Origin of the sequence: Edwardsiella piscicida (assembly GCF_021733145.1) — a bacterium.
In the GTDB taxonomy this organism is placed as follows: Bacteria; Pseudomonadota; Gammaproteobacteria; order Enterobacterales; family Enterobacteriaceae; genus Edwardsiella; species Edwardsiella piscicida.
In genome coordinates this window covers 1,450,229-1,472,124 of sequence record NZ_CP090968.1, presented here as the reverse complement: position 1 = coordinate 1,472,124, position 21,896 = coordinate 1,450,229, and the positions used below count along the sequence as shown (strand labels likewise).

At 61.1% G+C, this 21,896-nt stretch carries 21 protein-coding genes; 8 read left to right on the top strand and 13 right to left on the bottom strand.

Features of this window, described 5'->3' with window-relative positions; translation table 11 throughout:
- Positions 1-14: 14 nt before the first annotated feature.
- The gene (locus L1P05_RS06665) at positions 15-914 is read right to left on the bottom strand and encodes a LysR family transcriptional regulator (protein ID WP_012848219.1); all 900 of its coding nucleotides are present in this window, start codon (positions 912-914) and stop codon (positions 15-17) included.
- 271 nt (positions 915-1,185) lie between these two features.
- Here L1P05_RS06665 and iadA point away from each other — a divergent pair, with 271 nt between their 5' ends.
- The 5 genes from iadA (at position 1,186) to L1P05_RS06640 (ending at position 7,188) form a co-directional block, all read left to right on the top strand.
- A complete protein-coding gene (iadA, locus tag L1P05_RS06660) occupies positions 1,186-2,334 on the top strand; it encodes a beta-aspartyl-peptidase (protein WP_012848218.1) in 1,149 nt (382 codons plus the stop codon).
- Between the two features lie 4 nt (positions 2,335-2,338).
- Positions 2,339-3,808, top strand: a complete 1,470-nt coding sequence (gene dcuC / locus L1P05_RS06655) for a C4-dicarboxylate transporter DcuC (RefSeq protein WP_012848217.1) — start codon at positions 2,339-2,341, stop codon at positions 3,806-3,808.
- A gap of 295 nt (positions 3,809-4,103) precedes the next feature.
- On the top strand, positions 4,104-5,462 hold the full coding sequence (locus L1P05_RS06650) for a 2-hydroxycarboxylate transporter family protein (protein ID WP_012848216.1): 1,359 nt from the start codon (positions 4,104-4,106) through the stop codon (positions 5,460-5,462).
- Between the two features lie 40 nt (positions 5,463-5,502).
- Positions 5,503-6,345 (top strand): fumarylacetoacetate hydrolase family protein, encoded by an 843-nt coding sequence (locus tag L1P05_RS06645; RefSeq protein ID WP_012848215.1) that lies wholly within the window; start codon positions 5,503-5,505, stop codon positions 6,343-6,345.
- 114 nt (positions 6,346-6,459) lie between these two features.
- Positions 6,460-7,188: an acid phosphatase gene (locus L1P05_RS06640; RefSeq protein ID WP_012848214.1), complete on the top strand. Its 729-nt coding sequence runs from the start codon at positions 6,460-6,462 to the stop codon at positions 7,186-7,188.
- A 48-nt stretch (positions 7,189-7,236) separates the two neighbouring features.
- On the opposite strand, the gene L1P05_RS06635 is transcribed toward L1P05_RS06640, so the two are convergent.
- Together L1P05_RS06635 and L1P05_RS06630 are read right to left on the bottom strand one after the other, a co-directional pair.
- Positions 7,237-7,560, bottom strand: coding sequence for a hypothetical protein (locus tag L1P05_RS06635; RefSeq protein WP_012848213.1), 324 nt, complete (start codon positions 7,558-7,560; stop codon positions 7,237-7,239).
- A gap of 32 nt (positions 7,561-7,592) precedes the next feature.
- The gene (locus tag L1P05_RS06630; RefSeq protein ID WP_012848212.1) at positions 7,593-8,519 is read right to left on the bottom strand and encodes a LysR substrate-binding domain-containing protein; all 927 of its coding nucleotides are present in this window, start codon (positions 8,517-8,519) and stop codon (positions 7,593-7,595) included.
- A 138-nt stretch (positions 8,520-8,657) separates the two neighbouring features.
- On the opposite strand from L1P05_RS06630, the gene dcuC (L1P05_RS06625) reads away from it, so the two are divergent.
- Both dcuC (L1P05_RS06625) and L1P05_RS06620 read left to right on the top strand, forming a co-directional pair.
- A complete protein-coding gene (gene dcuC / locus L1P05_RS06625) occupies positions 8,658-9,935 on the top strand; it encodes a C4-dicarboxylate transporter DcuC (RefSeq protein WP_012848211.1) in 1,278 nt (425 codons plus the stop codon).
- Positions 9,936-9,953: 18 nt separating this feature from the next.
- Positions 9,954-11,234, top strand: a complete 1,281-nt coding sequence (locus L1P05_RS06620; protein ID WP_012848210.1) for a M20 family metallo-hydrolase — start codon at positions 9,954-9,956, stop codon at positions 11,232-11,234.
- 56 nt (positions 11,235-11,290) lie between these two features.
- Here the strand turns inward: L1P05_RS06620 and L1P05_RS06615 are convergent, their stop codons facing one another.
- Together L1P05_RS06615 and L1P05_RS06610 are read right to left on the bottom strand one after the other, a co-directional pair.
- Positions 11,291-11,596 carry a YceK/YidQ family lipoprotein gene (locus L1P05_RS06615; protein ID WP_012848209.1) on the bottom strand — a complete coding sequence of 102 codons (306 nt, stop codon included), beginning with the start codon at positions 11,594-11,596 and terminating at the stop codon, positions 11,291-11,293.
- Between the two features lie 128 nt (positions 11,597-11,724).
- On the bottom strand, positions 11,725-12,285 hold the full coding sequence (locus L1P05_RS06610) for a DedA family protein (protein WP_012848208.1): 561 nt from the start codon (positions 12,283-12,285) through the stop codon (positions 11,725-11,727).
- A gap of 218 nt (positions 12,286-12,503) precedes the next feature.
- Here L1P05_RS06610 and chaA point away from each other — a divergent pair, with 218 nt between their 5' ends.
- The gene (gene chaA, locus L1P05_RS06605) at positions 12,504-13,610 is read left to right on the top strand and encodes a sodium-potassium/proton antiporter ChaA (protein ID WP_012848206.1); all 1,107 of its coding nucleotides are present in this window, start codon (positions 12,504-12,506) and stop codon (positions 13,608-13,610) included.
- A gap of 5 nt (positions 13,611-13,615) precedes the next feature.
- On the opposite strand, the gene L1P05_RS06600 is transcribed toward chaA, so the two are convergent.
- The 8 genes from L1P05_RS06600 to cheW all read right to left on the bottom strand — a co-directional run bounded on the left by L1P05_RS06600 (position 13,616) and on the right by cheW (position 21,834).
- Entirely contained in the window at positions 13,616-14,458 is an 843-nt protein-coding gene (locus L1P05_RS06600; protein WP_012848205.1) for an EamA family transporter, read from the bottom strand.
- 181 nt (positions 14,459-14,639) lie between these two features.
- On the bottom strand, positions 14,640-15,275 hold the full coding sequence (gene cheZ, locus L1P05_RS06595) for a protein phosphatase CheZ (RefSeq protein ID WP_012848204.1): 636 nt from the start codon (positions 15,273-15,275) through the stop codon (positions 14,640-14,642).
- A 9-nt stretch (positions 15,276-15,284) separates the two neighbouring features.
- A complete protein-coding gene (gene cheY, locus L1P05_RS06590) occupies positions 15,285-15,674 on the bottom strand; it encodes a chemotaxis response regulator CheY (protein ID WP_012848203.1) in 390 nt (129 codons plus the stop codon).
- Positions 15,675-15,769: 95 nt separating this feature from the next.
- Positions 15,770-16,822 (bottom strand): protein-glutamate methylesterase/protein-glutamine glutaminase, encoded by a 1,053-nt coding sequence (locus L1P05_RS06585; RefSeq protein WP_012848202.1) that lies wholly within the window; start codon positions 16,820-16,822, stop codon positions 15,770-15,772.
- The gene (gene cheR, locus L1P05_RS06580; RefSeq protein ID WP_034168386.1) at positions 16,819-17,694 is read right to left on the bottom strand and encodes a protein-glutamate O-methyltransferase CheR; all 876 of its coding nucleotides are present in this window, start codon (positions 17,692-17,694) and stop codon (positions 16,819-16,821) included. Before cheR ends, L1P05_RS06585 begins: the two co-directional genes overlap by 4 nt.
- A gap of 56 nt (positions 17,695-17,750) precedes the next feature.
- Complete coding sequence (locus L1P05_RS06575) at positions 17,751-19,343, bottom strand: methyl-accepting chemotaxis protein (RefSeq protein ID WP_012848200.1); 1,593 nt, start codon at positions 19,341-19,343, stop codon at positions 17,751-17,753.
- Between the two features lie 147 nt (positions 19,344-19,490).
- Positions 19,491-21,161, bottom strand: a complete 1,671-nt coding sequence (tsr, locus tag L1P05_RS06570) for a methyl-accepting chemotaxis protein (RefSeq protein ID WP_041692501.1) — start codon at positions 21,159-21,161, stop codon at positions 19,491-19,493.
- Positions 21,162-21,339: 178 nt separating this feature from the next.
- Positions 21,340-21,834, bottom strand: a complete 495-nt coding sequence (cheW, locus tag L1P05_RS06565; RefSeq protein ID WP_012848197.1) for a chemotaxis protein CheW — start codon at positions 21,832-21,834, stop codon at positions 21,340-21,342.
- Positions 21,835-21,896: the final 62 nt, after the last annotated feature.

The window sequence follows — 21,896 nt, the reverse complement described above, 5'->3', positions numbered from 1 at the left end:
TATCCCGCCGCGGCCTAAGGCAGCCGGCACGCCGTGGCCGCCTGCCAGAAGCGCTCCACCGCTGGGCGACTGCTCTCGCGGCGTTTATACAGCAGGATCTGCAGACAGCGGCTCAGACGCGGATAGTCTGGAAAGGCATTACATAGCACCCCCTGCGCCAGCTCTCGATGCACCATGGAGAGCGGCAGCCAGGCCAGGCCGCGATCGCGCAGCACCATATGCTTTAACCCCTCGCTCATGCTGGTTTCATAGCATTTCACCAGCGGCTGCGGCGCATGACGGCACAGGGGGGCTACGACGCGGCCAATAAAGGAGAAGTCGCTGTAGGCCAGGTAGGGCAGCGGCTGTCCCGGCGGGTGGCGCTGTGCCAGCGCGCGCGAGATGACCGGAATGAGCGTTTCATGGGCCAGCAGATGCGACTGCAGGCAGTCCATTTCGGCGGCGCTGGGACGCGCGCCGTCGATGTCGTACACCATCAGCAGATCGGCGCTGTTTTCCAACAGCGTATTAAAATGGTTATCAATCCCCTGTAGCCCCGGATTAACGACCACCTTGATCCCCTCCAGCGCCGATCCCATGGCGTCGAGCAGCATCGGCAGCATATTGACGGCAAAGGTGTGCAGACTGGCAATACGCACCGTCTCGTCGGACTGGATCGCCAACTGGGCGAAGTCCAGCTTGACATCGAGGATCCGCGCCAGGATATCTTCGGCCGAGGGAAGAAACTTTTCGCCGTAGGGCGTAAGGGCAATGGGGTTACTGCTGCGATCGAACAGCGGCACTCCCAGCCAGATCTCCAGCGCCCGGATCCGGCGACTAAAGGCGGGCTGAGTGACGTTGCGCGCCCGCGCCGCCGCCGAAAAATTGCCCAGTCGCTGCAGGCTGATGAAATCCTCCAACCATTTTACATCCATCGTGCGTCCTATGTTCTGGCGGCATAGCGCCATGCCCAATAAGCAATGGCGGTATAAACTGTGGTGATATTATATTTTATACAAATAGATTCCTATGGGATGCGCGGCACTAAACCGCCCCCTACCGCGGCGTCATCACCCGAATCTCGGCGGCGATCCGCCGCCGCGCCCGCCCCGCCATGGGGATTCGCCGATCGTCATATCGACACAGCCATTCCCCCGCCTCCTCGGCGGGTCACGCTATTGCATGTCCAACACAGGAGAGAAGCCCATGTTTACCCTGCTTAAAGATGCCGACGTCTATCAACCACAGCCCCTGGGGCGCCGGGACGTATTGCTGTGCGGCGAGAAGATCGTCGCCATCGAGGAGAACCTGCAGGTCAGCGCGCTGCCCGGACTGCGTGAGGTTATCGACTGTCGCGGTAAAATCCTGGCCCCCGGCCTCATCGATCAGCACGTGCATCTGATCGGCGGCGGCGGCGAAGGCGGCTTTGCCAGCCGGACGCCCGCGGCCTCCCTGTCGCGCCTGATCCGCGCCGCGACCACCACCGTCGTCGGGGTGCTCGGCACCGACGGTATCTCCCGTACCCCGAAGGATCTGTACGCCAAAATGCAAGCGCTGAACGCAGAGGGGATCAGCGCCTATATGCACACCGGATCTTACGAACTCCCCACCCGCACCATCACCGGCACCATTCGCGATGACATCGCCTTTATTGAGCGGGTACTGGGGGTGAAGATAGCGCTGGCCGATCACCGCGGTTCGTTCCCGGCGACCCAGGAGCTGCTGCGTATCGTCTCCGATATCCGCGTTGCCGCGCTGTTGGCGGGCAAGCGCGGGCTGCTGCACATCCATCTGGGCGCGCTGCCCGATGCCTTTGCCCAGATCAATGCGCTGCTGGCGCACGGCCTGCCTATCCAGCATATCTCGCCGACCCACGTGGCGCGCACCGAGGCGCTGTTCAGCGATGCCATCGCCTTTGCCCGCGCCGGCGGCCATATCGATATTACCTCCGGCGGCAGCCGCTTTGTTCCGCCGGCCTGCGCCGCCCGCCTGGCGCTGGACGCCGGCGTCAGTCCGGATCGGCTCACCATCAGCTCCGATGGCAACGGCAGCGTGCCGCGCTTTGACGCGCAGGGCAGCATTATCGGACTGGACGCGGCGCCGCTGGACGGCAACCTGCAGCTGCTGCCGCAGCTGATTGACCAGCGTATTCCCCTGCCGCAGGCGCTGGCGATGGTCACCGCCAACGTGGCCGACGCGCTGGGGATCGCGAAGGGCAGAATTTTACCCGCAGGGGATGCAGATCTGTGCCTATTCGATGATAATCTGCGCCCCGAACGCGTATACGCCCGTGGCCGCCTGATGCTGAAGGGAGAAGAGTGTCTGGCCACGGGTAACTTTGAACAAGGAAACTGAAAGAATGAGCCTACTGATCGCGCTGTGCGCCGTGCTGTTTGCCGGACGCCTGATCCTAAAAAACTATAATCCCCAGGCGGTACTGCTGCTGAGCGGCCTGGTGATGATGGCCATCGCCGTCTTTACCAACGATGCCACCTTTATCAACAAGTCGACCGGCTGGGTCGGCTTTGACCTGTTGGAATACATCAACCAGCTGTTTCAGAAGATGGGCGGCGGCCTTGGGCTGCAGATCATGCTGATCGGCGGCTTTGCCATGTATATGTCCGCCATCGGCGCCAGCCAGGCGCTGGTGCGGGTAACGGCGCGTCCGCTGCAGCGCCTCAACTCCCCCTATCTGCTGCTGGGGATCGCCTTTATCCTCGGCCAGACGCTGTCGCTGTTTATCACCAGCGCCACCGGGTTAAGCCTGCTGTTGATGGCGACCCTGTACCCGGTGCTGACTCGCCTGGGCTGTAGCCGCGCGGCGGCGGCGGCGGTGCTGGCCAGCACCTGCGCCATCGAATTCGGCCCCGGCTCCGGCAACTCCATCATGGCGGCGCAGACCTCGGGCGTGGATATCACCGAATACTTTATCCACCAGCAGCTGCCGGTCGCCGTGCTGACTATCCTGGCGGTAGCGCTGCTGCATATCCTGGTACAACGCTACTTCGACCGCCGCGATGGCGCCATGGCCGAAGAGGTGAGCCTGGATCAGGAGAAGCTACAGGAGACGCAGAGCGATGCGCCGCTGCACTATGTGCTGCTGCCGATGCTACCGCTGTTCTTTATGCTGACCTTCAGCAAGCTGGGCGTCGGCACGATCGTCATCAACATGAATACCGCCGTATTGATCAGCGTCGCGCTCTCCATGCTGTGCGAATACCTGCGCTTCCGCGCCGCCAAGCCGGTGATGGCCGGGCTCAGCGTAGTCTTCAGCAATATGGGTAAGGTGTTCGCCACCGTGGTGACGCTGATCGTCGCCGGTCAGACCTTCGCCGAGGGGCTGAAGTCGATCGGGGCGGTGCATGACCTGCTGGATCTGGCCAGCAACGCCGGCTTTGGCAGCGGCGTCGTGGTACTGCTGATGGCGCTGTTAACCTTCACCATCGCCGCCCTGATGGGCTCTGGCAACGCCGCCTTCTTCTCTTTCGCCCCGATGCTGCCGGATATCGCCAAGCGCGTCGGCGGCAGTACCGCAGAGATGATCCTGCCGGTGCAGATCTCCGCCGGCATGGGGCGCACCATCTCGCCGATCGCCGGGGTGATCATCGCCGTCGCCGGTATCGCCGGCATCTCGCAGGTCGACATCGTGCGCCGCACCCTGATCCCGATGCTCGGCGGCTGGTGCTTTATGCTGCTGCTGACCTTCTACCGCTCCGGTCAGCTGCTGTCGGTACTGCCCTTTATCGCGCTGCTGGTGGTGATCATGGTCGGCGCCGTATACGCCATGGCGCGTAAAAAGCGCAGCGCGGCGCAGAGCCACGCCGGTTAAACGTCGTATCCCCTTCGCCGGGATATCCACGCGGCTCCCGCCATCGCCGGGGCCGCGTTCTCCCCCTCGCCGACGCCGGCGTCCCCCTCTTTCGCACCGCGCCCCCGCCGACCTCACCTGTCGCGCCCTAACGATTTAACTAAATAAAAAACATATCCCAAAATTTAATTCTATTTAAATAAGTTAAGTCAGAATAAAGACATTAAATAACCCCAGCGTATCCGTGGACGATCACATTTTTCTCAAAAATTAGCATGCTATATATATTCCACCAATAAAACAGGTGGGCTGAAATATGACTACATCCAATGAAAAACTGGCAACCCTCGCCAGCCCTGCGCCGTCGCTAAAAATGCTGTGGTGGAATCTGATGGATAACTGGAAGGTGGGGATTATTCCCCTGCCGTTATTTGTCCTGGCCGGTATCTTAATTACCATCGACTGTATCAACGACAGCCTGCCCAATAATATTGTGGTGATGGTTGCTACCCTGGCATTCTTTGGCTTTGCCTGCGGCGAATTTGGTAAGCGCCTGCCAATTGTCGGTAAGATGGGCGCCGCCGCGATCTGCGCGACCTTTATCCCCTCTGCGCTGGTCTATTACGGTCTGCTGCCCCAGCCGGTCATTACCTCGACCACCCATTTTTTTAAAAGCACCAATATTCTTTACCTCTACATTTGCTGCATTATCGTCGGCAGCATCATGAGCATGAACCGCACTACCCTGATACAGGGCTTTGTGCGGATATTTTTCCCCATGCTGTGCGGTGAGATCGCCGGTATGTTGGTCGGAATGGGGGTAGGCTATGCGCTGGGATTAGCGCCGTTTCAGACCTTCTTCTTCCTGATCCTGCCGATCATGGCCGGGGGCGTCGGCGAGGGGGCCATTCCACTCTCCATGGGCTATGCCACCCTGCTACATATGCAGCAGGGCGTGGCGCTGGGGCGCATTCTCCCCATCGTGATGCTCGGCAGCCTGACGGCGATTATCATCGCCGGCTCCCTGAATATGCTGGGTAAACGCTTCCCCCATCTGACCGGCGAAGGCGAGTTGATGCCGCGCCGCGACGGCGATAACGGGGAGCCGATGGCCGCCCTGAGCGAGCGCGGCGGCGATAAACTGGATATCAGCGCCCTGGCCTCCGGCGCGCTGCTGGCCGTACTGCTGTATATGGTCGGTATGCTGGGACACCGTCTCATTGGTCTGCCTGCGCCGGTCGGCATGCTGTTTGTCGCGGTGCTGATCAAGCTGGCGCACGGCGTCTCTCCGCGCATCATGCAGGGGTCACAGATCGTCTACCATTTCTTCCGCACCTCCGTAACCTACCCGATCCTGTTCGCCGTCGGCGTGGCCATTACGCCGTGGCAGGAGCTGGTCAACGCCTTTACGCTGGCCAACCTGGCGGTGATCGTCTGCACCGTCGCGACGCTGGTCGCCACCGGCTTTATCGTCGGCAAGAAGATTGGCATGTACCCGATCGATGTGGCGATCGTTTCCTGCTGCCAAAGCGGTCAGGGGGGCACCGGCGATGTGGCGATCCTCACCGCGGGCAACCGCATGTCGCTGATGCCGTTTGCCCAGATAGCCACCCGCATCGGCGGCGCGATTAATGTCTCGCTGGCCCTGCTATTTTTAGGCAAAGTGCTACTCTGATAGCGCCCTCTATCCCATACACCATTACATTATCCCTATCATGAAACTTATCAGTTATCTGTACCAAGGGCAGCGCAGCTATGGCATTGCCCGCCCGGATGGCATCATCGATCTCGGTCGCCGCCTCGGTCTCTACTACGCCGATTTAAAGGCCCTGTTGAGTGCCCAGGCGCTGGAGGAGGCACGGACGCTGCAGCGCTATCCGGTGGATCTCGACTATGAACAGATTACCTTTTTACCGGTGATCGACAATCCGGGGAAAATCCTCTGCGTCGGCATGAACTACCCCGATAAGCGGCGGGAGTTCGCCCAGCAGGATCCGGCGCCGACCCTGTTTGTCCGCTTCGCCGACTCACAGGCAGGCCATATGACGCCGCTGCTAAAGCCGCTGCAGTCGCAGGAGTTTGACTACGAAGGCGAGCTGGCGGTCATTATTGGCCGCGGCGGGAGCTCGATTCCCCACGCCCGAGCGCTGGAGCATATCGCCGGCTACAGCTGTTATATGGACGGCTCGGTGCGGGACTGGCAGCACAGCTGGTTCACCGCCGGGAAAAACTGGAGCCGTACCGGCGCCTTCGGCCCCTGGCTGGTGACCCGCGATGAGATTCCCGACCCCCAGCATCTGCGCATCCGCACCTGGCTTAACGGAAGCATGGTACAAGAGGAGAGCACCGCCGCGATGATCCACCCCGTCAGTCGCCTGGTGGAGTACATCAGCACCTTTACCGTCCTGAGCCCCGGCGATGTTATCATCACCGGTTCGCCGGGCGGCGTAGGTAAAAAACGCACGCCGCCGCTGTTTATGTACCCCGGCGACTGCATTGAGGTCGATATCGAGCGGGTCGGTCATCTGACGAATCGGGTCGCCGAAGGCACGATCTGAGCGCCGGCGGCGTGGGCGAGCCCTCACGCCGCCGACCGGGAGGTGCGCCATCCATGACGCGCCCATCTGCGGGCTATCCGGTACGGCACACCCGCGTTAGCAAGAGGATTTATCATGTTGTTTATCGGCTATAGGCACCGGCTACTGCTTATCTCTACCGCGCTACTGCTGGCCGGTCAGGTCTTCGCCGCCGGCCATGACGTCTACCTGACACCGCAGAGCGCCCCGAACGCGGTCAAGATACTGCCGCCGCCGCCGGGCTATGACTCCGTCGCCTTTTTGCAAGATAAGGCCGTCTACCAGTCGACCGGCGCCGTCTATGATGCCAAACGCGTCGAGCAGGCCGCCCGCGACGGTAACTACAAGGCGATCCCTGAGCTGTTCTCTCCCGCCTTCGGCATGCCCATTAGCGACGCGGCGACGCCGGCGATCTACCGCCTGCTCAGCAATATGATGGCGGACAGCCACAACCCGACCCTGCGCTCCGCCAAGAATCACTATATGCGCCAGCGCCCGTTCGTCTTCTACCACGGGCAGACCTGTACGCCTCAGTATGATAAGGAGATGGCTGGCTCCGGCTCCTACCCCTCCGGCCATGCCACGCTGGGCTGGGCGGTGGCGCTGGTGCTGGCAGAGATCAATCCTGCCCGGCAGGACGCGCTGCTGCAGCGCGGCTACCAGTTTGGTCAGAGCCGGGTGATCTGCGGCGCACACTGGCAAAGCGACGTCGACCAGGGGCGCCTGCTGGGCTCTGCGTTTGTCGCCAGCCTGCACGCTCAGCCGCAGTTTGAGCGCGACCTGGCCGCCGCAAAGGCCGAGTTCGCACGGCTGCACCAGCGCTAAACGCGCGCGCTGCGCGATCCCGGCGCCGCCGGGGTCGCCGCGCAAAGATCAGAAAATGCGATCGCCCGCCAGATACGCCGTCACCACGCGATTCAGCGCGCTGTAGGGCGCCTCTGCCCCGTTTAAGGCAGCCTCCAGCGTCGCCAGAAACCCCGCCAGCGTACGCTTGGCGTGCTGGGCAAAGTCGGGATCGATCGCCTGATCCTCATACAGCAGCACATACTGGCGAGCAAAGCGATAGACGGTGTAATACAGGCTGGCGTTCTGCGCATCCTGCGTCATCAGCGTCTGCATATCGCGGCTCAGGGCCACGTAGCTGTCCGTTCCATCCAAACTCTGCTGGAACCGGTGATATGCGGCGGAAAAGTCCATATAGCCTCCTGCAAAGAGTGCGACAGCGCCCGTCACTGCGGGTGCTGCCAGTCATGGTGCTGGCAGTGCCAGCGAAACTGTTCAATCAGCGCCTGTGAGGCCTGCGTCAGCGGACGCTTTCGCGGGTAGATCAAGCCATAGTGCCCCACCGGCAGGAACTGCAGTCCGATGGGCAGCGCCGTCAGCACGCCGCCGAAGCGGGCCTCGCGCAGCCGCGCGCGCGACAGAATGGTCAGATAGTCACCGTTCATCACCAGGTTCATGATGCACACCGTGGAGTCCGTCAGAATGGGATAGTGCGGATTATCCGGATGGTCAAAAGGAATAATACGCCGGATGTTATGATAATATCCCATATCAGTTTCTGGCATTACCCACTTCGCCTGGCGTAACGCCTCCAGCTCAGAACAATTAGCTAACGGATGCTCTTTTCTGGCAACAATACAAAATGGCGCATCGAACAGGGGAATCGAAATAAAGTCCCCCAGCGGCATCTCCTCTGTCAATGTCCCGAGTGCAAAATCGAGTCGCCCATCACGTAAACTGGGTAATAGTGTAGAAAGTTGCGCTTCCTTAACATTAATTACGGTTGCCGGAAATCCCTGTTTAAAATCATTCAACACTTTATTTAACACAGTTATTCCGAATAAAGATGAAATACCAAAGGCGACATGTCCATGGCCGTTTTTGGTTATTTGCTCCACCTCCTCCGCCGCCTTTTCCAGCTCCTCCAGGATCAAGTGCGCCCGAATGGCAAAGGATTTTCCGGCGTCGGTCAGCGTCACCCCCTCGTTGCTGCGGATCAGCAGCGTCGCCCCCATATGATGCTCTAACTCTTTGAGTGTACGAGTTAAAGCGGGCTGAGACTGATCCATTTTACGCGCCGCTGCCCGGATGCTTCCGCTGCGAATAACCTCATTAAACACCTTCAGATGTTGTATTTTTGGCAAATAGCGCATCGCTCCCCCTATCAGTTTTTTTTATCATCGTGAAACTAATAGCATATTACCCTGCCATCAATTTTTGCGTTAAATCAATAGCCATGATACTGACTTTATCCACTATAAAACAAACCATAAATCTGGGGAGAGGCATTTATGCTAACGGTAATATTAGGCATCGTAGTATTAATTGCTACGGTCGTTTTATTGATTAAACGGTACGACACCCGTACCACGCTTATCGGCGCCGGCATTCTATTATGTATTATTTCTCTGGCGCCGATGAATGCATTTAACGCCTTCAGTACCCGAATGACCACCTCCGGGCTGATCGAATCGATCTGCAGCAGCATGGGCTTTGCCTATGTGATGAAATTTACCGGCTGCGATATGTGTCTGGTGCGTCTGCTGACCCGCGGGCTGAGCAAGCTCGGCTTTTTGCTGGTGCCGACGGCCGTGGCCGTCACCTTTGTCATCTGTATCGCCATCCCCTCCGCCGCCGGGGTCTCCGCCGCGGTGGGCGCCACGCTGATCCCGCTGCTGATCGCCGCGCGGGTGCATCCGGCCATCGCCGGCGGCGCCGTGCTCTCCGGCACCCTGGGGGCCTACCTGAATCCCGGCGTGGCCCACAATGCCTTTATCTCCCATATCTCTAAAACGCCGCTGATGGACTTTGTCTTCTATCATGCGCCGACCACCGTCATCTGCGCCGTTATCTGCGCCGTCTGCCTGACGCTGGTGGCCTTTGCCAGCAACGGCCTTAACTACCGCCCGGAAGGTCCTGCGGCGCAGGATACGGGGGCGGCACAGGCGGATCCGGTACGCAATCTGCGTTTCTATCTGCAGACCCTGGCCCCATTTCTGCCGGTGCTGCTGCTGGTCTGCTCCAGTCTGGGCTGGCTCGGCAGCAGCAAGATGAGCGTCCCGGCGGCGATGATCATCGGCTCCCTGTACGCGCTGCTGATCACCCGGGTAAGCCCCAGCGCCCTGACCAAAAGCTTTTTTGATGGGATGGGCTCCTCTTACGCCAACATCCTTGGCATCATCATCGCCGCCGCCGTCTTCATCGAAGGGTTAAACGCCGTCGGTCTGATCAAGGCATTCATCCAGCTGCTGACCGACTCGCCGGAGTTCGCCCGCTGGGGCGGCACCTTAGGGCCATTCCTGATGGGACTGATCACCGGCACCGGCGACGCCACCGCCTTTGCCTTTAATGAGGCCGTCACCCCGCACGCAGGGGATTTTGGATATGAAATCAATAATCTAGGCGCCGGCGTCATGCTCGCGTCGGCCCTGGGTCGCAATATGTCACCGCTCGCCGGTGCCGCCATCGTCTGCGCCGGCCTGGCCGGCGTCAGCCCGGTCGAAATCGCCAAGCGCACCGCGCCGGGCGCTATCGTTGCCGTGCTGTACGTGGCGCTGTTTTTCCTTTAATCACACAGGGAGATCATGATGACCGTTTCCGATCCGGAACAGCTGCGCCGCTGGCGCCGTATGTTCCACCAAATACCTGAAACCGGCTGGAGTGAATTCATCACCAGCGCGCGGCTGATAGAGATGCTGCGCGCCATGGGCTACCGGGTGCTGCCGGGCCGCGCCTTTCTCTCCCGGGAGCATATCCAGGGGCGTAACGACGATGAGGTCGCGCAGGGGCTGGCGCGGGCGCGCCGCTATCCGATTAGCGATGCCCTGCTGGAGGAGATGGGGGATTTAACCGGCTGCGTTGCCCTGCTGGAAACCGGACGACCGGGCCCCACCGTCGCCCTGCGTTTCGACATCGACTGCGTCGCGGTCACCGAGAGCGACGCGCCGCAGCATCCGCCGCGGGCCGCTGACTTTGCCTCGCGCCACCCCGGCTGCATGCACGCCTGTGGACACGACGGCCATATGGCCATCGGGCTCGGCGTCGCCCAGGCGCTCTACGCCCTGCGCGATCGGCTCTGCGGTACGGTAAAACTGCTGTTTCAACCGGCGGAGGAAGGGGTGCGCGGCGCTAAGCCGGTGGCGGAGGGCGGAATGCTCGACGACGTCGACTATTTCCTCTCTGCCCATATCGGCATGGGGGTTCCCAGCGGGGAGATCGTCGTCGATCCGCGCGACTTCCTCTGCACGACCAAGCTGGACCTGCGCTTTTTCGGCGCGCCGGCCCACGCGGGGATGATGCCCCAGGGCGGCGCCAACGCGCTGGCCGGCGCCTGTCACTGCGTCACGCAGCTGCTGGGCATCCCACGCCACGGCGACGGTATGTCGCGCATCAACATTGGCACCCTGCGCGCCGGTGAAGGGCGTAACGTGATCCCGGCCTACGCCGAGATGCAGCTGGAGGTGCGCGGCGCCAACCGCACCATTAATGACTACATGGCACAGCAGGCCCTGCGCATCGCCGACGGCGCGGCGCAGAGCTTTGGCCTGCGGGTAGAGCACCAGGTGATGGGCAGCGCCGTCGATCTGCACAACGATGCGGCGCTGATGACGCTGGTGGCGGATATCGCTAGCCAACAGCAGGATCTGCGGATCGCTGAAGCCAGCTTTGGCGGCAGCGAGGATGCCACGCTGCTGGTCGAACGGGTGCAGGCGCACGGCGGCCAGGCGGCCTACGTGGTGCTGGGCGCCGATCTGCGCGCGGGCCATCACCAGTCTGAGTTCGACTTTGACGAAGCGGTGCTGTCGCGCGGCTGCGCGCTGTTTACCGCCTGCGTCAGCCGCCTCTGCCGTACGGCGCACTCGGCCTAATAACGCAAAAGCCATCGCTCGGCGATGGCTTTCCTTGACGGTGGCACCCCATGCCCTCAGCGCGGCTTCTGCGGGGCGTCCGCGCTCTCCGACTGGCCACGATAGGGGCCGTGGAAATAGTCCACCGGCGCGTACAGCGTATCGGCCAACAGCGAAAACGGCAGATCGATAAACGCCCGGCTGCGGGTCATAAAATCGTAGTCGTAGTTGCCGCTGCCGCTCACCCGCGCCATATCGTTATGCACCCCGGCGTAATAGGTATGCCCCTCCTGCATGGTGGTACGCCCCATGATGCTGCCGCATCCCGCCAGCATCGTCGCCCCCACCAGTACCACCGCCATCTTTAACGATCGCTGTTTCATCAATATCTCCCTGGATAATCCGTCCTGGGCCGATAATAATCGGGATCCCCGGCGCAGGATACCTGACGCCGATCCATCGCTGCATTTTTTTGCAGCGGCTCACGATTTTACCGCCCCACCGCACGCACCTAGCCGCGGTGCGCTCTGTACCAGCGCAGCAACGCTACCAGCAGCAGCAGCGCCACCAGCAGTCCGCCGCCGGCCCACAGGCGCTGCTGCGGGTCGGCAAAGATCCGCAGCAGCACTTCGCTGGCGCCATAGCCAAGGCTGACGATGGTCAGCGCCCACAGGATCGCGCCGAGCAGATTAAACAGAATATATTTTCCCGGCTTAACGCCCGCAGATCCAATAATGATCGGGCCAATGGTGCGAAAGCCATAGGCAAAGCGCATTCCCAAGATCAGCCAACTTTCGTTACGACGCACCTGACGCTGCACATAGGCTATCTTCTGTTGCTGGCGCGGAAAACGCCGTAAAATAGGCGTGCCAAAGTGGCGTCCGACGAAGTAGAGCGTGGTATCGCCCAGCGTCGCGCCGACCACCGTCAGCAGCACCACCCACGGGTAGGCGAGCAGGTGTTTATGGGCGGCGGCCCCGGCCAAAAAGGCGATGGTCTCCCCCTCGATAATGCTGCCGATTACCACGGCAACATAGCCATATTCACTTATCCAGCGTGCTGCATCGATCATTGTTCATCCTTAGTGCTGCGCAGGGCGCCTATCATACCGAAAAAACGTCCGGCGTCACGCCAGCGCATCCGATGAGCCATACTTAAATCCAGGCTGAATAGAAACGCGAATAATCATAAAAACTGTTATGGTATATCGTTTTTTTTGATAATGTCAGCGCGGCGGTATTCCGCCCCGCGGTCGGTGAGCGCGCAGTCATTAAAAGGAGGGTGCCATTCATGAAGTCTCATATTAAAACCAGTCACCACAATACCCGCCACAGCGAGTATCAGCTGATCCTGCCGCTGATCGCGCTGGGGGTGCTGGCGGTGACGCAGCCCACCACCCTGGGCGCCCTAGCCGCGATCAACCTGCTGGCGCTGATCGCGATCCTCGCCAGCGCCTTCAGCGTAGTGCGTCACGCCGATGTCCTGGCCCACCGCCTCGGTGAGCCCTATGGCTCGCTGATCCTGACCCTGTCAGTGGTGATCCTGGAGGTTAGCCTGATTTCGGCCCTGATGGTCAGCGGCAAAGCCGCACCGGAGCTGATGCGCGACACGCTCTACTCCATCGTGATGATCGTCAGCGGCGGGCTGGTCGGTTTCTCCCTGCTGCTCGGCGGCCATAAGTTCGCCACGCAGTATGTCAATCTGGGCGGGATCAAGCAGTATCTGATCGCGCTGATCCCGCTGGCGATCATTGTGCTGGTGCTGCCGATGACCCTGCCGGGCGATAACTTTACCCACGGCCAATCGCTGGTGGTCGCGCTGCTATCGGCCGCCATGTACGGCGTATTCCTGCTGATCCAGACCCGCACCCATCAGAGTTTGTTCGTCTACGAACATGAGGATGAAGGCGACGATCCCAGCGATCCACACCACGGTAAGCCCTCATCCCACGGTAATCTGTGGCACGCCGCCTGGCTGGTCGCCTACCTTATCGCCGTCATCGCGGTCACCAAGCTGAACGCTCTGCCGCTGGAGGGACTGCTCGGCGCCCTGAACGCGCCGCAGCAGATGACCGGCTTTCTGGTCGCGCTGCTGATCCTCTCCCCCGAGGGGCTGGGCGCCCTGAAAGCGGTGCTGGCCAATCAGGTACAGCGCGCCATGAATCTGTTTTTTGGCTCGGTGCTGGCGACCCTGTCGCTGACGGTGCCGACGGTCACGCTGATTGCCCTGCTGACCGATCAGCCCCTGCTGTTCGGGCTGGGCGAGCCGCAGATGGTGGTGATGCTGGCCACCCTGATGCTGTGCCAGGTCTCGTTTAACACCGGCCGTACCAATGTGCTCAACGGCGCGGCGCATCTGGCGCTGTTCGTCGCCTACCTGATGACCCTGTTTCTGTAGCCGACCTACCCCAGACGGGTCAGCAGTACGCCGCAGAGGATCACCAGCGCGGCCGTCACCCGTGCCCGCCCCAGCGGCTCATGCAGCAGGCGGGCCGACAGCAGCAGCGCAAACAGCACGCTGCTCTCGCGCAGGGCCGCGACGATGCCGATCGGCGCCTGGGTCATCGCCCAGATAACGATGCCATAGGCCAGCAACGACATCGCCCCCCCGGCCCATCCCCGGCGCCAGGCGCTGCGTATCAGATAGCCGGTGCGACGCCCCTGACGCTGCCAGAGCCATACCAGCATCACCGCCCCATTGAGCGTAAACAGCCTCAGGGTATATCCCAGCGCATCCCCCGCCGCCCGCGCGCCGGCGCCGTCGGTCAGGGTATAGCCAGCGGTACACAGCGCAGTGATCAGCGCATCACGCAGCGCGGCGGTGCTCAGCGGGCGTCTGCCGGCGCCGCGCAGGGCCATCAGCAGCACCCCGCCGATCAGGATCAGCGCGCCGACGGTCGCCAAAGGCGGCGGCGTCTCCCGCAGCAGCAGCAGGCTAAGCAGCATCACCAACAGGGGGGCGCAGCCCCGGGCCAGCGGATACATCTGCCCCAGATCGCCATGGCTATAGGCCCGGCTAAGAAACAGGCAGTAGGCGGTATGAAACAGCACCGACAGACCGAGCCAGTACCAGGCAGCCGTCGGCAGCGCGGCGCACAGCGGCAGTAGCGGCAGCGCCGTCAGCCCGGCAAACAGCGCCACCAGTGCGACGCTGGCAAAGCGATCCGAACCGCCTTTCACCAGCACATTCCAGCTGGCGTGCAGCAGCGCGGCAAACAGCACGGCAATAAACACGGAGGTCGTCATCTGGCACTGGTATCCTTTCCCAAGATAAACGGCGAATCAGCGCGGTATTGCCACCCACTCTGGGCTGGAATCCACGCTGACTACAGCATAACCGGCACGACACGCGCTGTCATGGCGGCCCCCAATAAAATAGGCCACCCGAGGGTGGCCTGATGTTCGCACCGCGCTGCCGCTATCGCGCTTAAAATCCCAGGCTGTCCAGCAGGTCGTCGACCTGCTCCTGGTTGGCGACCACACCCGGCCCGTTCTGGTTCATCTGCGGGCCATTCAGCAGGCTGTCATTTTCACGCTTCGGCTTGGGCGGCTGCTCCGGCATATTCTCCAGCAGCACCATCAGCAGCTGCTTTTCGATCTCCTGGATCACGTCCATCATGCGCTTGATCACCTGACCGGTCAGATCCTGGAAATCCTGCGCCATCATGATTTCGAGCAGCTGGCTGTGAGTGAAGGCCGTATGCTCCGGCACCTCGCTCAAGAACTGGCGGGTATCCGTTACCAGCGCCCTGGCATCCTCAAGCTCGATCGGATTTTCAAACCAGGCATCCCAACGCTGCTTGAGCTCTTTGGAGCCCTTCTCCATCTGCGTCTGACGCGGCTGCGCCGCTTCAACGCAGCTCAGGGCGCGCTCGGCGGCCTGGCGGGTCATCTGCACCACATAGTCCAGACGGTCGCGGGCATCCGGAATGGCTTCGGCTGCCTGAGCGATGGCCTGATCCAGTCCAAGCTCTTTCATGCTGTCACGCAGCATACGCGTCAGTTGGCCAATCCTAGCGATAATATCGCCGGCATCGGCGGCTGGCATCGGATGTTCGTTCATCGTGACTCCTTAGATCCCGAGCTTTTCAAAAATCTTATTCAGTTTTTCTTCCAGCGTTGCGGCGGTAAACGGCTTCACCACGTAGCCGCTGGCCCCTGCCTGCGCGGCGGCGATGATGTTCTCTTTCTTCGCCTCGGCCGTTACCATCAATACCGGCATCTTGTTCAGCGTGCCGTCCGCGCGGATCGCCTGCAGCAGCTGCAGACCGTCCATGTTCGGCATGTTCCAGTCAGATACCACAAAGTCGAATCCGCCGGCGCGCAGCTTGCTCAGCGCATCGGCGCCGTCTTCGGCTTCCTCTACGTTGTTGAATCCCAGCTCTTTCAACAGATTGCGTACAATACGACGCATGGTAGAGAAATCATCGACAACCAGAAAACGCAGATTCTTATCCGCCATACTAACTCCTAAAAAAATCCCTTGAGCCGGGAACAATAACCTGAAAAACAGGCATTCGGTTAATGACCGCGCCCGCAGGCGCGGTCCGGTATCGGTTAAATACGCAGCGCCTGCTTGGCGCTGACCTGCGCCAGCATACGCTGGCTGATTTGGGAGAGATCGACCACCTCGTCGACCCCGCCCATCTGAATCGCCTCGCGCGGCATACCAAAGACCACGCAGCTGGCTTCATTTTGCGCAATGGTATAGGCGCCCGCCTGGTGCAGTCGCAGCATCCCCGCGGCGCCGTCGTTGCCCATTCCCGTCAGGATCACTCCGACGGCGTTGCGGCCGGCGCAGCGGGCGACGGAGTCAAACAGCACCTCGACAGAGGGGCGATGACGGTTCACCGGCGGCCCCTGATGCAGGCGCACGATATAGTTGGCACCGCTGCGCGCCAGCTCCAGATGGTGGGCGCCAGGGGCAATATAGGCATGTCCCGGCAGGATACGTTCGCCATCCTCGGCCTCTTTCACCGTGATCTGGCACAGCTTGTTCAGCCGCTCGGCAAAAGAGCGGGTAAAGCCCGGCGGCATATGCTGGGTGATCAGCAGCGCCGGGCTGGTCGGCGGCAGCGGCTGCAGCACGTGGCGAATCGCCTCGGTGCCGCCGGTAGAGGCGCCGATGGCGATCAGCTTTTCGCTGCTGAGCAGCGGGCCGTGGCTGAGAGTCGCCGGCGGCTCGCTCTGCTTCAGCTGGCGCGGCAGACGCGCGCGCGCGGCGGTGCGGATCTTATCGGCGATCAGCTCGCTATAGGCCAGCATCCCCTCGCGGATCCCCAGCTGCGGCTTGGTCACAAAGTCCACCGCGCCCAGCTCCAGCGCCCGCAGGGTGATCTCCGACCCCTTCCCGGTCAGGGAAGAGACCATCACCACCGGCATCGGGCGCAGGCGCATCAGTTTCTCCAAAAAGTCGAGGCCGTCCATGCGCGGCATTTCAACATCCAGTGTCAGCACCTGAGGATTGAATTTTTTGATCAGATCCCGCGCGACCAACGGGTCCTGCGCGGCGGCCACCATCTCCATATCGGGGTGGCTGTTCACGATCTCGGTCATCAGTTGGCGCATCAGCGCGGAGTCATCCACGCACAATACCCGGATCTTGTTCATCGGCTCTCCTTCGTCAGCCCATAAACGGTCTGCCCGCGCAGATGGAAATCGCGGGAGATCTGGCTGAAGTTCTCCGAATGACCGGCAAACAGCAGGCCACCCGGCTTTAACAAGGGGATAAAACGACGCAGAATGCGAGCCTGCGTTTGTTTATCGAAATAGATCATTACGTTACGACAAAAAATCGCATCGAATGGGCCCGGCAGATCCCACTTAGCGTCCAGCAGGTTCAGCATCTGGAAATGCACCCGCTGCGCCAGCTCATGGCGAACCCGGATCAGCCCCTGATGAGGCCCGGTGCCGCGCAGAAAAAAACGCTGCAGCTGCGTGGCGTTCAGCAGCTTGGCCTCCTCTTGGCGGTAGATACCGCGCTGCGCCTTTTCCAGCACCTGTGTATCGATGTCGCTGGCCCACACCTGCGGCGCCATCGGCGATGGCCCCAGCGCCTCAGCCAGGGTCATCGCGATCGAGTAAGGCTCCTCGCCCGTGGAGGCCGCCGTACTCCAGACACAGTAGTTGTGCCGCCGCGCGCGCGCATGCTCCGCCAGAATCGGGAAGTGATGCGCCTCGCGAAAGAAGGCGGTCAGGTTAGTGGTCAGCGAGTTGACAAAGGTTTGCCACTCATCGCTCTCCGGGTGACTCTCCAGCAGCGCCAGATAGTCGCCAAAGTCGCTCAGATTCAACGCCCGTAAGCGACGCACCAGCCGGTTGTAAACCATTTCACGTTTATGGTCGGCAAGTACGATACCGGCCCGTTGGTAAATCAACTGGCTAATCCGCCGAAAATGGGCATCCCCCAACGTCAGACGTTGCATTGCCAGTGAGGAGACGTTGTTTTCCCCCTGTGCTGCCTGTAGTAATAAATTCGTCATCACTCACCAGTTAACTCACCTACTTCAATTTCGCTTTCCGCCGAGCGGAAAGCCCATCAGCTCGTGCCGTTGGCTTGCCCCTGCAGGTCGGTCTGCGCCGCATCGCCGCTCAGACGGAACGTGGCGACGGCACGCGACAGGACATCGGCCTGCGCTTCCAAAGACTGGGTTGCCGATGCCGCTTCTTCTACCAGCGCGGCGTTCTGCTGCGTCACCTGATCCATTTGCGTTACCGCCTGGGCGACCTGCTCAATGCCCCGGCTCTGCTCCTCCGATGCGGAGCTGATTTCGCCCATGATATCGGTCACCCGCACCACCGAACGCACCACGTTATCCATGGTATTTCCGGCGCTCTCTACCAGGGTTGACCCCTGTTTTACCCGGCTGACCGACTCGTCGATCAGCCCTTTGATCTCTTTCGCCGCCTGGGCGCTGCGCTGGGCCAGATTGCGCACTTCACCCGCGACCACCGCAAAGCCGCGCCCCTGCTCTCCGGCGCGCGCCGCCTCTACCGCCGCGTTCAGCGCCAGAATATTGGTCTGGAAAGCGATGCCGTCGATAACGCCGGTGATATCGCCAATCTTTTGCGAACTTTGCGTAATATCATGCATGGTCCGCACCACCTGGCTGACGATCTCGCCGCCTTCACCGGCGGTATGAGAGGCCTCCTGCGCCAGCTGTGACGCCTGGCGGGCGTTGTCGGCGTTCTGTTTCACCGTGGCGGTCAGCTGTTCCATGCTGGCGGCCGTCTCTTCCAGCGAGGCCGCCTGCTGCTCGGTGCGCGAAGAGAGGTCGTTGTTACCGGCGCCGATCTCCTGCAGCCCGGTATAGATGGCGTCCGTCCCCTGGCGTACCGACAGCACCGTCCCGGCCAGAGCCTGTTGCATGTTACGCAGGCTGGCATACAGCTGGCTGATCTCGTTACGGCCATACACCTTGATCTCCGCCGACAGATCGCCGCGCGCGATGCGCTCAAAGTGCGCGCGCATGACGGTCAGCGGCGCCAGCAGCATATTGCGCAGCCACCAGATAGCGATCAGCATCACCAGCGCCAGCAGCACCACGGCCGCTAGATTCAGCGCCATGGAGAGGTGGTAGGAGTTGCGATTGATCTCGGCGCCCTGCTTCAGTTCGCCCTCAACGTGCTGCGTCAGCTTCGCCACGCTGGCTTCAAACTGATCCTGGATCCGCTGGGTCGGCTGGTCCATAAACCCCTGCAGGTCTCCCTTCTCGAGTAGAGAGACCAGCTGCAGCAGCGCCGTGCGCAGCGCCTGATAGTGCTGCAGCGCCTCCTGAGACAGCGCGCGATCTTCCTCATCGCTGTCTGAGCAGGCCATATACTGCTGCATCGAGTCATCGGCCTTTTTCAGCATGGCGCGCACGCGGTGCATCAGCGCATCGATCTGATCCTGAGGGATATGCAGCGCCGCGCGGGTACCGGCGCGGTTCAGCGTGTTACGCGCCTGCAGCAGGGCAACCCAGGTTTGCCCCAGCGTTTCGCGCTGATCGTTGGATATCTGTACCCGGGCATAGTTATCACTGTCAGATCGGATGGCCATAAACGACACCCCGTTGGATGACAGCTGCAAAAAGCAGAATGCCAGCACCAACGCAAACAAACTGGTCGATATGCGGATTCGGTTAAACACGATAGGCTTCCTCGTTGGCCGGCAGCGTGTAGGGTACCGGCTCGGTTGTTATTTTTCTGTTGGCTCCCCATATGCCTGCGGCGCCTCACGGCGCCCGGCACTGGCAGTCAGCTCCCCGCCGTCAGGGGCGGGGAGCCGGTCGGGTTGTCAGAACGTCTCCCAGTTATCGCTGCTGCTGTCGTCCGACGCTTTGGCTTTCGCCGGCGCGGGAGCGGCGCTGCTGCGCGGCGCGGCGCGAACCACCGGCTCCGCCTCACCCTGCGGCTCAATGCGGAATACCGCGACGGCCTGATTCAGATGGCTGGCCTGATCTTCCAGCGACGCGGCGGCAGAGGCGGACTCTTCCACCAGCGCGGCGTTCTGCTGCGTCACCCGATCCATCTCGGAAACGGCCTGACCAACCTGCTCGATGCCGCGGCTCTGTTCGTCAGAGGCCGAGGCAATCTCACCCATGATGTCGGTCACCCGGGTCACCGCGTTAACGATGTCGCCCATGGTATCGCCGGCGCTTTCGACCAATACCGAGCCGGTATCGACCTTGCTGACGGAGTCTTCAATCAGCCCTTTAATCTCTTTCGCCGCCTGAGCGCTGCGCTGGGCCAGGTTACGCACCTCGCCCGCCACCACGGCAAAGCCGCGCCCCTGCTCACCGGCGCGCGCCGCCTCTACCGCCGCGTTCAGCGCCAGAATATTGGTCTGGAAGGCAATACCGTCGATAACCCCGGTAATGTCGGCGATCTTCTGCGAGCTGCTGGCGATGTCATGCATGGTCTGCACGACGTTGGCGACAACCTTGCCGCCGCGCTGGGCCGTTTCGGAGGCGCTCAGCGCCAGCTGGCTGGCCTGGCGGGCGTTTTCGGCGTTCTGTTTCACGGTCGCCGTCAGCTGCTCCATACTGGCCGCCGTTTCTTCCAGCGAGGCCGCCTGCTGCTCGGTACGCGAGGAGAGATCGTTATTTCCGGCAGAGATTTCGCTGGCGCCGCTGTAGATGGCATTGGCACCCTGACGGACGTCGCTGACGGTGCGGACAAATTCGGTCTGCATATGGCGCAGGCTGTCGGCCAGCTGCCCCATTTCGTTGCTGCCGCACACCTCGATGCGACCGGAGAGATCGCCGGCGGCGAACTGACGGATATTGCCCATCAGGCTATTGAGCGGACGGATCAGCGTGTGATGGATACCCATCCACACCAGCACGATCGCCGCGGCCACCACCACCATCACGGCCAGCAGGATCCACAGCGCCATATGATAGGCGTCGTTATTTGATGCCACGGCCTGATGGTATAGGCTGTCGTTCTGCGCCAGGTAGGTCTCATAGGCTTTTTCAAAGCTGTCCTGATAGCTTTGCGTCGGCTGTTCGAAGAAGTCGTTAATCCGACCGGCGGTGAGCATCTGGATCAGCTCGCCCAGCGCGCTGTGCAGCGTATCGTAGCTTTGGCTCATGGCCTGTACGGCTTCGTCGCTCTGACGCGGATCGCGCGGCAAGCCCTGATAGCGCTCCCACTCTTGCTCCGCCTCTTTCAGCTCGGCGCTGGCCAGCTGCATCAGATCGGGTACGGTGGCACCGGAGCCGGTTTTATTCAGATCGGCCATATAGCGGATCCCGGCACGGTTTAAGGTATTGCGTGTCTGGAGCAAAGCCACCCAGCTGCCGTTAAGCGCGGCCTGCTGTTGGCGAATGGTTTGCAAAACGGTAATACTTTCCTTGTCGCTTTTCAGGGCGTCAAAGAACACTCCTCCGGAAGTCATCTGCAAAATGCCAAATAACCCCAACACCAGTAGCAAACTGGTAACTACTTTTATGCGGTTTAACATGGGCGTCTCATTTTTGCTGCATCAGATGTCAGAGATATCGGCGCGCGGCGATAAAACTTTATGGCGAGGAGGACAGTCAAAATATCTTTTTTGTCCACTATAGCAGCATATTATACTAAGCATGAGTCCCGAGAGTCGTGCTGAGCACCGGCCCGCCGCCGCCGCGGCGGGCCTGATATCAGGCGGTGACGCTGTCCACCAGCGCCATCTCTTCGCTGCTGAGCAGCTTTTCGATGTCTACCAGAATCAGCATACGCTCGCCGAGCGCGCCGAGGCCGGTCAGATACTCGGTCGACAGCGTTACCGCAAACTCCGGCGCCGGACGGATCTGATCCGCGCTCAGGGAGAGCACATCGGAGACGCCGTCCACCACAATCCCGACGACGCGCTGGCTGAAGTTCAGCACGATGACCACGGTATTGTCGTTATAGCTGACGTCCTGCTGAGAAAACTTCACCCGCAGATCGATGATCGGGACGATCACACCGCGCAGGTTAGTCACCCCTTTAATAAAGGAGGGCGTGTTGGCAATACGGGTAACCTGGTCGTAACCGCGGATCTCCTGCACCTTAAGGATATCGATCCCGTACTCCTCATCCCCCAGCGTAAATACCAGGAATTCCTGGCCTACGGTTTCACCCGCCAGTTTGCTTACGGAAGCCAGTCCAGTCATGTCAGTTCACCTTTATTTATTCATCGTCATCAGCGCCGCCTGCGGCGGCGCCGGTTGCATGG